Origin of the sequence: Streptomyces lycii, from assembly GCF_009735685.1 — a bacterium.
Classification (GTDB): Bacteria; Actinomycetota; Actinomycetes; order Streptomycetales; family Streptomycetaceae; genus Streptomyces; species Streptomyces lycii.
In genome coordinates this window covers 24,206-38,261 of record NZ_WHPN01000029.1, presented here as the reverse complement: position 1 = coordinate 38,261, position 14,056 = coordinate 24,206, and the positions used below count along the sequence as shown (strand labels likewise).

Below are 14,056 nucleotides of genomic sequence, written 5' to 3'. Positions count from 1 at the left end.
GCGAAGGCCGACGGCGGCGGGGCCGAGGAGGCGAAGGCCGACGGCGGCGGGGCCGAGGAGGCGGAGGCCGACGGCGGCGGGGGGAGAGTCGATGGGGCGTCCGCCGCGCGGCGGACGCCGGGCGACGGTGAGGCGCCGCACGACGGCGGAGGCCGCGCGCCGAGGCGCGGGCGGCTGGAGCGGACGGCGGGTCTGGTGCGGGCACCGACGGCGGGAGCGGATGGCAGATCTGGTGCAGGCACCGACCACGGGAGCGGCGCGCCGGAGAGGACGGGAGCGGAGCCGGGGCGAAGCCGAGGCGGAGCCGGGATCGGAATCGGGATCGGGGCCGGGATCGGGATCGGGGCGCAGCCGGGGCCGGGGGCGGAGTCAGGGGCAGGTCGAGGTGGGGTGGAAGACTCGGGGGGCCCGGGCGGGGCCGGGGTCGGGGCGCCGTCGGGTCCGAAGCGCAGCCGGGGTCGGGGCGGGGCGAGGGGGCAGCGGAGCCGGGGTCGGGGCGGGGCGAGGGGGCAGCGGAGCCGCGGCGGAAGCGCAGCCGGGGTCGGAGCACTCGGGCGGCCGGAACGAAACGGAGCCGGGGAGGCCGGAGCGGAAACGTGCCGGAGGTGAGGCGCGGCGGGCGGGACCAGACCGGTGCGGATGGCCGGGGTGTGAACGATGTCGGGGGCAGGGGCGAAAGCGGGTCCGCGCCCCGGACCACGTGGACGGGGTTGTCCACAACCGGCCGGTTGTCCACAGAATCGGACCATGATCCCCCGGGCGGAGCCCCGGTCGGGCAGCGTCGTGCCATGCAACCACCGAACGGGCGCCGCCCCGTACCCCCGATGCCCACAGCCGGGCCACTGCGGCTCCGGCGCCTCCGCTCGCTCTTCCGGAGATGCCGCGCCCTGCCGCGCCGGCGCGTGCCGCGACAGCGCCTGCCGGGCCGGCACCTGCCTGGCCCGTTCCCACCGGGCGGCCCGCTCCCGTCGGACCTGCCCCCACCGGGCCGGCTCTCGTCGGGCGTGCTCGTGCCAGACCGGCTCTCATCGGACCTGCTCTCGTCAAGCGTGCTCTCACAGGGCCTCCTGCTGCCGCGCCGGCTGCTGCGGGGCTTGCTCCTGCCGCGCCTGCTGCTGCGGCGCCGGCCGGTGCCGCGCCTGCTGCTGCCGGGTCTGCTGGTGGCGGCAGTCCTGCCGTCGACAGCGCTCCCTCCGGCGCCACTCCCCGCGACAGCTCCCGCCACAGCGACTCCCCCGCGACCGGCGGCGGCGCCCCCGTTCCCGGGCCTCGCGCGGCCCGGAGCGGCGGAATCCGCCACCGCCGCCCCGCCGCTCCCGGCCGTAGCCGTCCCCCCGGCGGTGGCCGTCCCCGCCGCGGCGCGCGGACCGGCGCCGGGAACTCCGGAGCGGCCGGACGGCGCCCTTGGTCCGGCCGGATCCCGCGCCTGGCCGGTGACCGGCGACAGCACGGCTCCCGGGCGGAGCGGGCGCGCCGGGAGACCGTCGGTCCTGCGGGGCTGGGAGCCACCGGCCGGCCCGTACGCCGCCGGGCACCGCGGGGTGGATCTGGCCGCGCGGCCCGGCGCCCCGGTCCGGGCCGCCGCGGCGGGACGGGTCTCCTTCGCGGGGCAGGTCGCGGGCCGCAGTGTGGTGACCGTCGAGCTGACGGGCACCGGCGACCCTCCGCTGCGGATCACGTACCAGCCGGTGCGGGCGCAGGTGGCCAAAGGCGACCGGGTGGCGGCGGGTGAGGAGGTGGGCGTGCTCGCGGACGGACCGTTCCACTGCGCGGGCGGCTGTCTGCACTGGGGACTGCTGCGCGGGGAGGACTATCTCGACCCGCTCGGCCTGCTGCCGGACTGGATGCTGCTCGGCGGCCGGTCCCGGTTGCTGCCGGTCCACGGCGTGCCGGAGCCCGGCCCCGGCACAGCCGGGGTCAGCCCCGTACACCCCTGAGCGCCATGGCCACGGCGGCCTCGGTGATCTCCTCCGGGGTCTCCGCGGCGCCGAGTTCGATGCGCCGGACCGCCGCGTCGACGACTCCCTGCAACAGCATCGCGGCCAGCCGGGGCTGCCGGTGACCGAGCGCGCCCAGCGCCTCCACGACGAGTGCGATCAGTCCGCCGTGGGCGGCGCGGATCTTCTCCCGGGCGCCCGCGTCCAGCTCTCCCGCGGAGATCGCCACGACGGCCCGGTGCCGCCGGTCACCGACCAGCGCCAGCTGTCGCCGCACGTACGCCTCGATCCGCTCCTCCGGTGTGCCGGCCGCCGCCATGGCGGCCTCGACCTCCGATGCCCAGACCGGGAAGTCGACGGCGCACAGCTCCTCCACGACCGCGGCCCGCGACCGGAAGTACTCGTACACGGACGAGCGCGCGAGCCCCGTCCGCTCGGCGAGGGCGGGAAAGGTCAGCGCTTCCGTTCCCCCTTCGGACAGCAGGGATCGGGCGGCGTCCAGCAGGGCGCCGCGCTGCATGGTCCGGTGCTCGGCCACGGAGGCCGCTCGAATCCTTGGCACCCACCCACTGTACGGAGAGCCCGCGGCGGCTGGCGACCACCTCGCGGGAGACGGGCGGGAGACGGTCCGGCTCAACGTCCGGCGTCGGCCAGCTTGGCCCGCAGCTGGAGCACGGACTTGGTGTGGATCTGGCTGACGCGGCTCTCGGTGACGCCGAGGACCTGGCCGATCTCGGCGAGCGTGAGCCCCTCGTAGTAGTAGAGCGTGACGACGGTCTTCTCCCGGTCCGGCAGGGTGTTGATGGCCCGCGCCAGCAGCCGGCGCAGTTCGCGGTCCTCGGCGACCTCCACGGGGTCGTCGGCAGCGGTGTCCTCCAGGGTGTCCATCAGGCTCAGCCGGTCGCCGCCCTCGCCGCCCGCGTGCAGCAGTTCCTCGAGGGCCACCACGTTGGCCAGGGAGAGCTGGCTGAAAATCTGGTGCAGGTCCTCCAGTTCGATGCCCATCTCCGCGGCGACCTCCGTCTCGGAGGGGCTGCGGCGGAGCGCCGCCTCCAGGGTGGCGTACGCCCGCTCGACCGCACGGGCCTTCTGCCGCACGGACCGCGGAATCCAGTCCAGCGCCCGGAGTTCGTCGATCATGGCTCCCCGGATCCGGGTGATCGCGTACGTCTCGAACTTGATCGACCGCTCGGGGTCGAACTTCTCGATGGCGTCGATGAGTCCGAAGACGCCGGAGGAGACGAAGTCGGCCTGTTCGACATTGGGCGGAAGACCGACGCTGACACGCCCCGCCACATATTTGACCAGCGGCGAGTAGTGCAGGATCAGCTGCTCCCGCAGCCGCTCGTCGGCCGTTTCCTTGTACGACCGCCAGAGTTCGTCGAGCGAGGAGGGAGCGGCGGGGCGCACGCTGCCGCGGGCGGCGGGTGGCACCGTCGCGCGGTCAGACCCGGAGGTGTGCTGGGGCATTCGTCGCCTTGAGCCGTTCTGCCGTCAGGGTGAAAACGTCGGTCTGCTTGGTGATCCCCGTGAGCGTAGCGTGACTGGACAGTCGCATTGTGCGAAGACTGGAGGTTATCCCATGCGCAGATTCGTTCCGCTGACCGCACCCCCGGGTTACGGCGGTCCCGCGGCCCTCCGGCCGCGAGCGGAGCACGAAGACTGCCGGTGCGGTCGGGGCCACCAACCCTTTCACCCGATCGCAGCAGGTCAAGGACCGCCTCGCGGCACGTCCGAAGAACCGCCCTGCGGAGTGACCGGCCGCCAGCGCTCGCCCTGACGCTCGACGAAACCGAGCGACAGCAGCTCGTACAGCCGCGCCACCGTCTCATCGGTCCCGGTGCCCGCCTCCAGGGCCAGCTGCCGGATGTCCGCGCCGCCCCGGGCCGGCAGCGCCTCCAGCACCCGGGCGGCCGGCGGGTCCAGCAGGTCACGGGCGACCAGCGGGCCGCGCCGGCTGGGGGCGAGTTCACCCATGCCGCCCACCAGTTCGATCACCTCCGCGGCGTCCGTGACCACTGTGGCCTCACCGCGCAGCAGTTCGTGCACCCCGGCGGAGAGCCCCGAGGTCACCGGCCCCGGCACACCCGCGGACAGCCGTCCCAGCCGCTGCGCCCGGCGGGCGGTCACGAGCGAGCCGCTGCGGTACCGGGCCTCGACGACGACGGTGCCCCGGGCGAGCGCCGCGATGACGCGATTGCGCAGCACGAAACCCCTGCGTGTCGGATGGGCGCCCGGCGGCGGCTCGGACACCAGCAGCCCCTGCTCTGCGATCCGCCGCAGCAGCTCCGTGTGCCCCGGGGGATAGGCCCGGTCGACCCCGCAGGCGAGGACGGCGACCGTCGCACCCCCCGCGGCGAGCGCCCCCCGGTGCGCCGCTCCGTCGATGCCGTACGCCGCACCGGAGATCACCACCCAGCCGCGCTCCGCGAGCCCGGCACCGAGCGACGCGGCGACATGCGCTCCGTACTCCGTGCAGGCCCGGGCCCCGACCACGGCCACCGACCGGAGCGCCCACAGCCGCAGTGACGGCTTCCCGCGGACCCACAGCCCGACGGGCCGGGCGTCACCGAGGTCGTCGAGCTGCCCGGGCCACTCGTGGTCCTCGGGACAGACGAGCCGGGCGCCCAGCGACCGGGCCGCCGACAGGTCGGCCGCCGGGTCGACGCGGGCGGCCCTGGCCCGGTAGCCCGCCAGCCGCTGGGCACCGACCGCCGACGGAGGATCGCCACCGCCCCTCAGCAGCCGCATCAGCCCGACCGGGCCCAGCTCCCGCGTCCAGCGGCCGACCAGTTCGTCCCCCGGCTCGGCGACCCGCGTGAGGGCCGCGCGCGCCAGCCGGGCGTCCGCACGCTCGTCGTTCGTCCCCGGCCCGCTCACAACGGCCCTCCCGCGGGGACCGCACCGCGCTGCACGCCGGTGCGCAGTTGCAGCGCCTGCGCCACGTCAGCCGCCTCGGGCCGTCCCCGTCCGGCGAGATCGGCGACCGTCCACGCGACCCGCAGAACGCGGTCCAGGCCACGGGCGGTGAGCAGTCCGCGCTCCATGTCCCGCTCGGCCTCCCCCAGCGCCCCCGGGGCCGGACGCCACCGCGTGCGCAGCTCATGTCCGGGAACCTCGCTGTTGAGCTGCCACGGGGTGTCCGCGAGCCGCGCCGAGGCCCGCTCCCTCGCCAGCCGCACCCGCTCCGCGACCAGCTTGGTGGACTCCCCTCCCCCGGTCCGGCCGGTGAGCTCCGCCCTGCTGACCGGCTCCGCTTCGATCCGCAGGTCGACGCGGTCCAGGAGCGGCCCGGACAGCCGGGCCTGATAGCGCCGGATCGCCGATGGCGGGCACTCGCAGCCGGAGCCGAGCAGTGAATGCCGTCCGCACGGGCACGGATTGGCGGCGAGCACCAGCAGGAACCGTGCCGGCAGCCGCACGACTCCGGCGCTGCGGGCCACCACGACATGTCCCGACTCCAGCGGCTGGCGCAGCGCGTCGAGGACCCGGACGCTGAATTCCGGCGCCTCGTCGAGAAACAGCACTCCCCGGTGGGCCAGGGACACGGCTCCGGGTCTCGGCAGGCCGTTGCCACCGCCCACGAGCGACGGCATGGTCGCCGAGTGGTGCGGCGCGCAGTACGGCGGCGTGTCCACCAGGGGCTTGCCCGGCGGGAGGATGCCGGCGACCGAATGGACGGCGGTGACCTCCAGGGACTCCTGCCGGGTGAGCGGCGGGAGCAGCGCCGGGAGCCGCTCGGCCAGCATCGTCTTGCCTGCTCCCGATGGGACATACTGACCGAGACACAAGGAGAGTTCGGCAGTGATTCCAGCTCAGCAGAACGGCAACCCGCTCCGCGCCGCTATTTATTGTCGCCTATCGCGCGACGACGACGCGTCAACGTCAATCGCAACGCAAGAGGCCGACGCGCGGGCATGGTGCAATCTGCGCGGATATGAAGTCGTGCTTGTCGCCCATGACATTGGCGTCAGCGGCAGCATTCGGCCGGAGGAGCGGGAAGGCTTCGGCAAGATCCTCGCTGCCATTCACGGCATTGACGTAGTCGTTGCCCGCAGCGTTGACCGCTTCTCTCGCGTAACCGGCCACTTCGCGGCATTGGTCGAAACTCTCGACACCTTCAGCACAACGCTTGCCGACGTTCAGGGGCAGGCCGACCTCACAAGCCCGTATGGGCGCTTCGTCGTCACGCTCATGGTTGCCTTCGCCCAGCTTGAGCGCGAGACAATCCAACAGCGCATTCTTCGGAGCCGCGTAGAACTCCGCGCCGGTGGCAAATGGCTCGGCGGAGCGGCACCCTACGGGTTCAAGGTCGTGCCGGACAGCGAAGGAAACAAGCGGCTCGACATTGACAAGCCCGCTGCCGCTGTTCTCCGCAACGTCATTCAGCGGATCAACGAGGGGCACACGCTCAGCGCCGAAGTAGAAAGGCTCAACAACTCCGGCGAACTCTCCCCCGGTGACTACCGAAAGGCTCAGCGCGGGGAAGAGCTGACCGGCGAACGCGCGAAGTGGACCTATTCCGCGCTGTACCAACACCTTCGGTCCGAAGTGCTGCGCGGATACCGCGTACAGGGAAAGCGTGCCGAACGCCGCGTTGTTCGTAACCCTGACGGCAGCCCCGTAAAGGTCGGTCCCGCGCTGATTGACGACGACGAATGGCGCACGCTACAGGCGACGTTGGACGCGAACGGCGTCGAGACGAGAAGGCCGCGCCGAAAGGCAACAATGCTTCTTCACGTCGCATGGTGCCCGCTGTGTAATGAAGGGCTGTACTACAACTCACGCGAGTACAAGGGCAAGCGCATGGACCTGTACACGTGTGGGGCCGCGCGGTACAAGCGTCAGCGGGACGAAGGCAAGTGCCCCGGTATTTCCGTCAACGCTGAGAAGCTTGAAGCCGAAGTTGAAACGTGGCTTCTCCGCACCTTCGGCAAGATGCCCTACACGGAACGGGTACTCGTCGGCGGCAACGACATGAGCGCAGCGATTGAAGAGCTGCAATCCGATATCGCAGAGCTTGCCGCTGTGCTGCCGGGGCTCAGGGGCGCCGCTCAGACTGCCGTACTGGGACAGCTTGAAGCACGGCAGGAAGCCCTAGAAGATGCTCAGGCGGAGCCCGTGACCGAACCCGAATGGAAGTGGGTACCGACCGGCGAAACCGTCGCCCAGCGCTGGGCGAACGCCGACACAGCGGGGAAACGGCTGTTGCTGCTGTCCATGCACGTCCGGGCGAACGTTGCCCCAACGACGAAGGGGCGGAAGTGGGACCCGGAGCGCGTCAGCGTGGGAGTGCATTTCGATGATCCGGCGGAAGCGGAGCTTGAGGGCATTGCCCGCAGTGAAGCGCTCGTTGCGGAAGAGCGGCGGGCAGGCGCCACGTACTAGGCGCTGAGCGACGAACACAGCCCCGGTAGGCCACTGAGCTTGCCGGGGCTTCGTCGTGCCCGCAGAACGGCGCTGAGGGGCGCTCAGACAGCGGGTAGGGACGCGAAGCACGTTGGGGCATTTTCAGTGCCCCTCTACCCAAACCCTCTAATACGCATAGGGGTAATGATCAGGGGGCATCAGAATTGCCCCACACGCTCAGCGCGTCCCCCTTCGCTGTCGCGGGTTGCCGACTCCCTTGAACACAGACAGGAACCCCTTGCGCTCTAGTGCCCCTAGCAGGCAATCGACTCGCTAGAGACTGTATGAGAGCGCGGGAATCCCTTGCGCTCTAGTACCCATAGCACGGCGGACGGCATCACATACGGTCCGCACCCCTAAGCCCCGCCGCGTGGCGGTTGATACCACGCTCCAGAGACGGCCCTATCCGGGTTGAGTCTTCGTAACGGTAGTGATGCCCCGTTGCGTTGATTCCCCGGATAGGGCCGTTTTTGCATTCCCAGACTTCCCGCGCTGAGCGCGTGGGTTAGCCGGTCGGCATTCCCGCTGTCCGGTAGGCATCACATGGAGGCATCACCCATGAACGGATATGAGCACTACAAGCTTGCCGAGAAGTACGCCGACAAGGCACACAGCGCGTATGACTCCGCTGAAATGGCCGCTATCGCCCAGGTACACGCGACGCTTGCTCTCGCTGCCGCTACGGCTGACGCGAACAACTTCAAGCGCGACCTGTACGCGGGGAATGGCGAAGAGCTTCCCGCTGTGAAGCGCACTGAGGCGAAGAGTTCCCGTGCCGCTGACGCGTTCCTTGACTGACCAACTCGCATCATCCGAAAGGGATTTCACCTTGACTTACGACGACTCGTATTGGGCACGGCAGGCTAAGCGGCTGGACGTCAGCGACGACGTGCGGCACACGGACTTTGCGCGCTTCGTGCATGACCACTGCGGCAACACGCTCGTGTACGCGGAGAACATTGGTTGGTACCGCTGGAATGGCCGCGTATGGGAGGCAACTTCCGACGACGCTGCCGCAATGCAGGCTGTGACGGATGCTTCCGAAGTGCTGATTCACCGTATGCGTGCCGCTGAGGGTGACCGGCGTTGGGCGGGCTCCGCCATTTCCAAGATGCTGGTCAACTTTCACCGCACGGGCATCGTGCGCGAAATGCGTTCGCTGCGGGAGTTCCGCGTTCCCATTGACGCTATGGACGAGCGGCGGTACCTGCTGACGTTCCGGAATGGCACGGTAGACCTTCGCACGGGTGAGCTTCGGCCGCATGATCCGGCGGACATGCTGACTCAGTGCGCCCAGGTGGATTACAACCCTGACGCTGTCGCTCCGCGTTGGCTCCGCTTTGTGGAAGAGGTCTTTCCCGGTGACGCCGACTTGCAGCGCTACTACCAAACGTGGTTGGGGCTGTGCGTGACCGGCGAAGCGCGCGATCACGTGCTAGGCGTTTGGTACGGCGAGAAGGGGCGCAACGGCAAGGGCACGACGATTCGCACCATGCAATCCGTGTTCGGTCATGAGCTTGTGCTTGACGTGCCTTTCTCGCTGTTCGAGAAGACGCGCAACGAGCCGCACACTGAGCTGATTGCGTCGCTGAGAACTGCGCGCATGGTTGTTGCCCAGGAAGGTAATGCAGGTGTGCCTATGGACACTGCGCGCCTCAAGAACTACACGGGCGGGGATCGGATCAACGCGCGGCATCTTCGCGGGAAGACGTTCACCTTTGCTCCGAAGTTCACGCTCGTGTTGGCTACCAACGAACTGCCGGAATTCGCGTCGGGTGGTGCTGCGCTGTGGGCACGTACGAAGGCGATTCTGTTCGGCCAGTCTTTCGCTGGGCGCGTTGACCGTGAGCTAGAGCCGACGATTCAGGGCCCGGAGCGCGAAGGCGTTGCCGCGTGGATTGTTGAGGGCGCGAAGCGCTATTACGCGGAAGGGCTGGTTGATCCGGTGAGCGTCGAACTTGCGACAGAGCACCACAAGGACGAAGTAGACCCGCTGAAACCGCTGATTGACGAACTCTTCACGTTCGATGACAGCGCGGAGCCGGTGAAGCGGTCGCTGTTCAACGAGGAATTGAAGAAGTGGCGTGACGTGAACGGCGACACAAGCGCGAAGTTCAAGCCTCAGTCTGTGAGTCGTGAGCTTGAACGGAACGGCGTAAAGGCTGTGAAGCGGGGCGGCACGTTCGTCTATGCCGGTATTCGGCTCATGCCTGAGTTTGGCGGACCGGTGCAGTACGACGACAGCAATTCCCCTGAGCTTTTCCAGCGCTGACAGATCGATTTCTCAAGGGGCGGAGCCGCTGAGCTTCGCCCCTTGTCATACCCGAAAGGGGCGAGCCAATGAACATTGTTGACCGCCGTAACCCGTACGCGCGGACCCGCTACCGCAAGCCCGTTGAATTCCGTGTTTGCTCCGGTTGCGGATTCGGCGTGCCTACGCGCTTCTACCGCAAGCACCCGGAACGCTGCGACGACTGCGTTACCGCTGAGACGAGTAATGCTATGGCCGCTGTCTTCGACTCTCGGAAGGGCAGCGCGTGAAAGTGTCATTCGTTGAGCGTGACTACGTCTTCAACGCGCTGCGGGCCGTCACCGTGGACGACAGCGGGCATGCGCTGCCCCTGTACGTCCTCAAGGCCGCTGTGAGCCGCTGGGGACGCTCTCAGGGCTTCACGCACAGCCCACACGTCAGCGTGATTGCCGCTGTGGTTGAGAGCGCCGGTTACGACGTGCGGGAGGGGCGGACAACGCCCATTGTGCGCGGGATAGACCTGCACCCGGCTTGGCGAAATTCGTGACGCTCACTTTCGCCTTTCTCGCTGTCGCCGCACTGTTCCCGATAAAGCCGCTGTGCCGTGTGTATGTCCAGCGCGCGATAAAGACTCCGGCCCAGTAATTCCGCTGGCAGCCGGCCGACCCCTTTCATGGAAAGGATTTTGTCTTGGCAGAGATTGAGACTCGCGCTCAAGCCCGTGCACCGTCCACCACTGATGACCGCAAGCTGACCGGTTACGGCGTTGTCTTCGGCGCTGTGTCTGAGCCGATCGGCGGAATGTTCACCGAGTCCATTGCCCCCGACGCGTGGGCGAATGTGGACGCCGACATTACGGCGACGTTCAACCACAACGCCGACAACGTTCTAGGCCGGACCCGTTCCGGCACCCTTCGTCTCACCGCTGACGCGACCGGAATTCGGTACGACATTGATCTACCGGATACGGAGCTTGGTCGCAGTGTGCACGAGCTTGTAAAACGCGGAGACCTTTACGGTTCTTCGTTCACGTTCGTTGCTCTCGCTGACGAGTGGAATCACGACGGCGACTTGCCGCACCGCACGGTTACGAAGTTCGACCTTTTCGAACTCGGCCCCGTGCTCACCCCTGCATATCCGGACGCGTCGGTTTCGGCGCGTGCACTTGAACGAGGAGTTACCTCTATGGCCACTGTTGACGCTGCCGCTCTTGAGGCTGCCCGCAATGCCGACCGTATGACCGCTCTTACCGCTGAGCTTCGCGAGATTGAGAACAGCGGCGAGAAGCGTTCCGGCGATGCTGACCGCGCTACCGCCATTCGCGCGGAGCTTGCCGCCGACAACGAGCGTGCTTCCGCGCTGCTCACCATGAAGACCCATTCCAAAAGGGCTCGTATGACTGCCAAGACCACTGCCGGTGACCTTCTGCACAGCAAGGTTGCTGAGGCTCGTAACCTGACTTCCACTTCTACCGCTCAGGCTTTCACTCCGGCCGAGTACAGCAAGAACTTCGTTGACCTTCTCACCCCGGCTTCCGTCGTCATGTCTTCGGGCGTTCAGCGTGTCAGTACCCGGGCCGGTGAGTGGAAGACCCCCCGCATTTCCGCTGACTACACCCCGGGATTCGTCGGTGAGCTTGCCGACCTGCCGACCGGCGGTTTCGCGGCCGACCTGATCACCGTTGTGCCGAAGAAGATCGCCACTTCTGACATGCTCTCGAATGAGCTTGTCAACGACAGCGACCGCCTTTCGCTGAACCCGGTCGCAAAGTCCATGCTGCGGAGTGTGGCGCTGGGATTCGACAAGGAGGCGCTGACCGGCACCGGTGCAGGTGACGGATTCGTTGGAATCGCCAACACCGCTGGCATTCAGACTCAGTCGTTCGTGAACGCTGACCTTGAGTACGCCGACCTTTCCCCGTTCGCTGAGGCTTTCGGCCTTCTCGAAGAGGCGAACGCCACTCCGTCCGTTGTGGTCATGAACCCGACTCGTTGGGCTCAGCTCCAGGGGCTCACCGACTCGACCGGTCGTCAGCTTCTCAGCGCGGGTGCGGGCTCCGGCACCGACGGAATCAGCCGCAGCATTCTCGGCGTGCCGGTCAAGGTCACTCCGTACCTTGACGGAAACACCACGCTGGTCTACGACGCGAATGAGGTTTACGCCGTGTGGAACCAGGACGCGCGCTTTGAGACCAGCGATCAGGCCGGATTCTTTCAGGACGGTCTTGGTGTTCGCGCCATTGCCCGCGCTGCGATTGCGGTTCCGAACGCTGCCGCTGTCGTCAAGATGACCATTGCCGCCGCGTAATGACCATTGAGGTACCGGGCGCGCGACGCGTGTTCGTCCAGTTGGATGCCGGGGTGCTCATTGAGGGTGCCCCGGCTCCGGCCGGTGTGCGTGTGCAGTGCCCCGACGACATTGCCGAATACCTGATTGCGCAACAGTGGGCACACAGCGTGAAAGGTCCGCACATCATCGATCGCGGAACACGTCAGCCGCTCATATGGCGCGCTGTGCGAAGCATTCCCGGTGCGTCCGTTCCGCTGGACGAATGGCCTTCGTGGATGCGCCCAGCGTGGATGCGCGCAAGTGGACGCGTGAAGCAATGGGAAGACGGCAAGAACATTCGCGTTGCGCCTGCCGCATGTCCCGGGTGCAAGAAGATTCAATACGTGCGTCACGACAAGCTGCCCGATGATTCGGAGCCCGCACGACGCGGAGACGGATTCCTTGCGCGCTGCCGCTCGTGTCGCAACGCAAATGTTGATTGACGAGATTGCACACGCCGTTGCATTCGCTGTGCATCATCGTGCAGCGGAGACGGGAGGGGAGAGCACCCCAAAAGTTCAACGGAAGTGCTCTCAGCGATCCCGGTCCCAGCTCGGAAAACGCGGCCGTCCGTCGCCACCCCTCCCCCGTGCGACGGCTACCGCGCGACACCCTGAAAGGGGGCAACCATATGACGAAGACATGCGCGTTCCGTGGATGTGATGAGCCGATCCCGCTGGACGCTGGACGCGGAGCCCGCTACCACGCAGAGAACTGCCGAAAGGCCGAGCACCGCGCCAGGAAGGCCGAGAAGGAAGGCAGGGTTATCCCGCTGCCCTCAGCGGCCGGTAATCCGGGAGACGGCGAGTCAGCCCCGGGAAGCGACCGTTACGACGCTGCCCGCGCACTGTGGGACATGTTGATTGCTGACGTTGCCGCTGACGGATTCACAATCACTGGTGCTTCCGGTGCGAAGGTTGCGCATCCTGCCCTTCGCTATCTCAGCGCCGTTCACAATACGCTGCGGGACCTTGAAGCACCATCGAGCGAAGCGCACAGCGAAGACGACGACATTGCCACTATCAAGCGGCTTGCCCTCAAGCGGGTTGCTGAGATCAACGCGGCTGAGGCTGCAAGTTGGGAGACGCGGTGAAGTACAACGGGCCGAAGAAAGATTTCCGCGTCAGCAACGATATTGCCGACATTGCCGCAACGATCGTGCGCGACCGGCATTCAGTGGACGTGCGTTCCCATGAGTTGTACCCGGCTTTCGCCGCGCTCTTCGCCGCTGAGATTGGCCGTGAGCCACGCAAGTGGTTGAAGCGTGGCAACGGCTGGTTTGCCCGCATGGATGACGTGTTCTACGCGACCGGTGACCACCCGGACGTGTTCTGAGGCGCTGTGAGCGCGACTGAGCCCCGTACTTCCCTTCGCTGGGAGGTACGGGGCTCTTCGTCGTCTGCGGGCTTCTACGGCGCGTCTACGGGCTCCGGCAGGCGTTCCCCGCGCAGCGTCGCCACCCGTACAGCATCGGCCAGACATTCAGTCAGCCGCTGAGCCGTGTACGCGATCTCATCCGCAGTGAGGGGGGTGCCCCCCGCCAGTAGATCCCGCGCGAACCGAAGTACCTCTTCGGCGCTCGCAAGCATCTGGGCTTCAACGGTGTCAGCCATGACAGCAAGGAGGCTGTTCGGGTCGTCAGCGCTGAGGTACGCGGGCTTGCCGCTCTCCGTCTTCCAGGGCAGGCGCCTAAGTCCGCTAATCGCCTCGGTAGGGTTGCTCATACGTCGGTCACTCCTAGCGTGATCGGCCGTTGCCCCGGCATCCGTCCACAGCGGGTGTCGGGGCGTTTCTATGCCTCAGCGTACCCGCAGTTATCCACGGTTATCTACGGATGCGCGGACAGTCATGGACACCCACGCTTGCCGCATGGAGCTTGACCGCACGCGCCCGTTGTGGCGACAGATCGCAGCGGAGATCATCCGGCGGATTGAGGACGGTACGTATCCGCCGGGAAGCCGGGTGCCGTCGACGCTTGAGATTGCCGAAGAGTTCGGGGTCGTCAACGCGACAGCGGCGAAAGCGATGCGGCATGTACGCGAAGAGGGTTGGACGCGCGGCGAAGTAGGACTAGGGACCTTCGTAGTGGAGCGCTGAGAGACCGTTTCCGCTGGTCAGAGGGCATCTTGCC

14 protein-coding genes and 1 pseudogene are annotated in these 14,056 nt (G+C 67.6%); 10 read left to right on the top strand and 5 right to left on the bottom strand.

All coding sequences use genetic code 11. The annotated features are described in order from the left end of the window. Positions 1 to 1,541 precede the first annotated feature (1,541 nt). Entirely contained in the window at positions 1,542 to 1,937 is a 396-nt protein-coding gene (locus GCU69_RS34675; RefSeq protein WP_408055744.1) for a peptidoglycan DD-metalloendopeptidase family protein, read from the top strand. On the opposite strand, the gene GCU69_RS01470 is transcribed toward GCU69_RS34675, so the two are convergent. The 4 genes and pseudogenes from GCU69_RS01470 to GCU69_RS01455 form a co-directional block, all read right to left on the bottom strand. Next, positions 1,918 to 2,457 (bottom strand): TetR/AcrR family transcriptional regulator, encoded by a 540-nt coding sequence (locus GCU69_RS01470; protein ID WP_098749789.1) that lies wholly within the window; start codon positions 2,455 to 2,457, stop codon positions 1,918 to 1,920. The two genes, GCU69_RS34675 and GCU69_RS01470, sit on opposite strands and share 20 nt — an antisense overlap. 113 nt (positions 2,458 to 2,570) lie before the next feature. Continuing rightward, a complete protein-coding gene (whiG, locus tag GCU69_RS01465) occupies positions 2,571 to 3,407 on the bottom strand; it encodes an RNA polymerase sigma factor WhiG (RefSeq protein ID WP_098749784.1) in 837 nt (278 codons plus the stop codon). Positions 3,408 to 3,647: 240 nt separating this feature from the next. Further along, the gene (gene dprA / locus GCU69_RS01460; RefSeq protein WP_235978135.1) at positions 3,648 to 4,817 is read right to left on the bottom strand and encodes a DNA-processing protein DprA; all 1,170 of its coding nucleotides are present in this window, start codon (positions 4,815 to 4,817) and stop codon (positions 3,648 to 3,650) included. Further along, a pseudogene (locus GCU69_RS01455) lies at positions 4,814 to 5,707 on the bottom strand (YifB family Mg chelatase-like AAA ATPase); the annotation flags it as partial. The pseudogene GCU69_RS01455 and the gene dprA, both read right to left, overlap by 4 nt. A gap of 34 nt (positions 5,708 to 5,741) precedes the next feature. Between GCU69_RS01455 and GCU69_RS01450 the strand changes: the two are divergent. The 8 genes from GCU69_RS01450 (at position 5,742) to GCU69_RS01415 (ending at position 13,260) form a co-directional block, all read left to right on the top strand. Continuing rightward, on the top strand, positions 5,742 to 7,325 hold the full coding sequence (locus GCU69_RS01450; RefSeq protein WP_156204915.1) for a recombinase family protein: 1,584 nt from the start codon (positions 5,742 to 5,744) through the stop codon (positions 7,323 to 7,325). A 579-nt stretch (positions 7,326 to 7,904) separates the two neighbouring features. After that, complete coding sequence (locus tag GCU69_RS01445; protein ID WP_156204914.1) at positions 7,905 to 8,144, top strand: hypothetical protein; 240 nt, start codon at positions 7,905 to 7,907, stop codon at positions 8,142 to 8,144. 31 nt (positions 8,145 to 8,175) lie between these two features. Next, positions 8,176 to 9,618, top strand: a complete 1,443-nt coding sequence (locus GCU69_RS01440; protein ID WP_170315753.1) for a DNA primase family protein — start codon at positions 8,176 to 8,178, stop codon at positions 9,616 to 9,618. Between the two features lie 265 nt (positions 9,619 to 9,883). After that, positions 9,884 to 10,144, top strand: coding sequence for a hypothetical protein (locus GCU69_RS01435; protein WP_156204912.1), 261 nt, complete (start codon positions 9,884 to 9,886; stop codon positions 10,142 to 10,144). A gap of 143 nt (positions 10,145 to 10,287) precedes the next feature. Then, positions 10,288 to 11,904, top strand: coding sequence for a phage major capsid protein (locus GCU69_RS01430; protein WP_156204911.1), 1,617 nt, complete (start codon positions 10,288 to 10,290; stop codon positions 11,902 to 11,904). Further along, positions 11,904 to 12,368 (top strand): hypothetical protein, encoded by a 465-nt coding sequence (locus tag GCU69_RS01425; RefSeq protein ID WP_156204910.1) that lies wholly within the window; start codon positions 11,904 to 11,906, stop codon positions 12,366 to 12,368. The genes GCU69_RS01430 and GCU69_RS01425 overlap by 1 nt, the downstream gene beginning before the upstream one ends. Positions 12,369 to 12,556: 188 nt before the next feature. Further along, the gene (locus tag GCU69_RS01420; protein ID WP_156204909.1) at positions 12,557 to 13,018 is read left to right on the top strand and encodes a hypothetical protein; all 462 of its coding nucleotides are present in this window, start codon (positions 12,557 to 12,559) and stop codon (positions 13,016 to 13,018) included. Then, positions 13,015 to 13,260 (top strand): hypothetical protein, encoded by a 246-nt coding sequence (locus GCU69_RS01415; RefSeq protein ID WP_156204908.1) that lies wholly within the window; start codon positions 13,015 to 13,017, stop codon positions 13,258 to 13,260. Before GCU69_RS01420 ends, GCU69_RS01415 begins: the two co-directional genes overlap by 4 nt. A gap of 74 nt (positions 13,261 to 13,334) precedes the next feature. Here the strand turns inward: GCU69_RS01415 and GCU69_RS01410 are convergent, their stop codons facing one another. Further along, a complete protein-coding gene (locus GCU69_RS01410; RefSeq protein ID WP_156204907.1) occupies positions 13,335 to 13,649 on the bottom strand; it encodes a hypothetical protein in 315 nt (104 codons plus the stop codon). Positions 13,650 to 13,794: 145 nt separating this feature from the next. Between GCU69_RS01410 and GCU69_RS01405 the strand changes: the two genes are divergently transcribed. Next, complete coding sequence (locus tag GCU69_RS01405) at positions 13,795 to 14,022, top strand: GntR family transcriptional regulator (RefSeq protein ID WP_176604498.1); 228 nt, start codon at positions 13,795 to 13,797, stop codon at positions 14,020 to 14,022. The last annotated feature ends 34 nt before the right edge of the window (positions 14,023 to 14,056 follow it).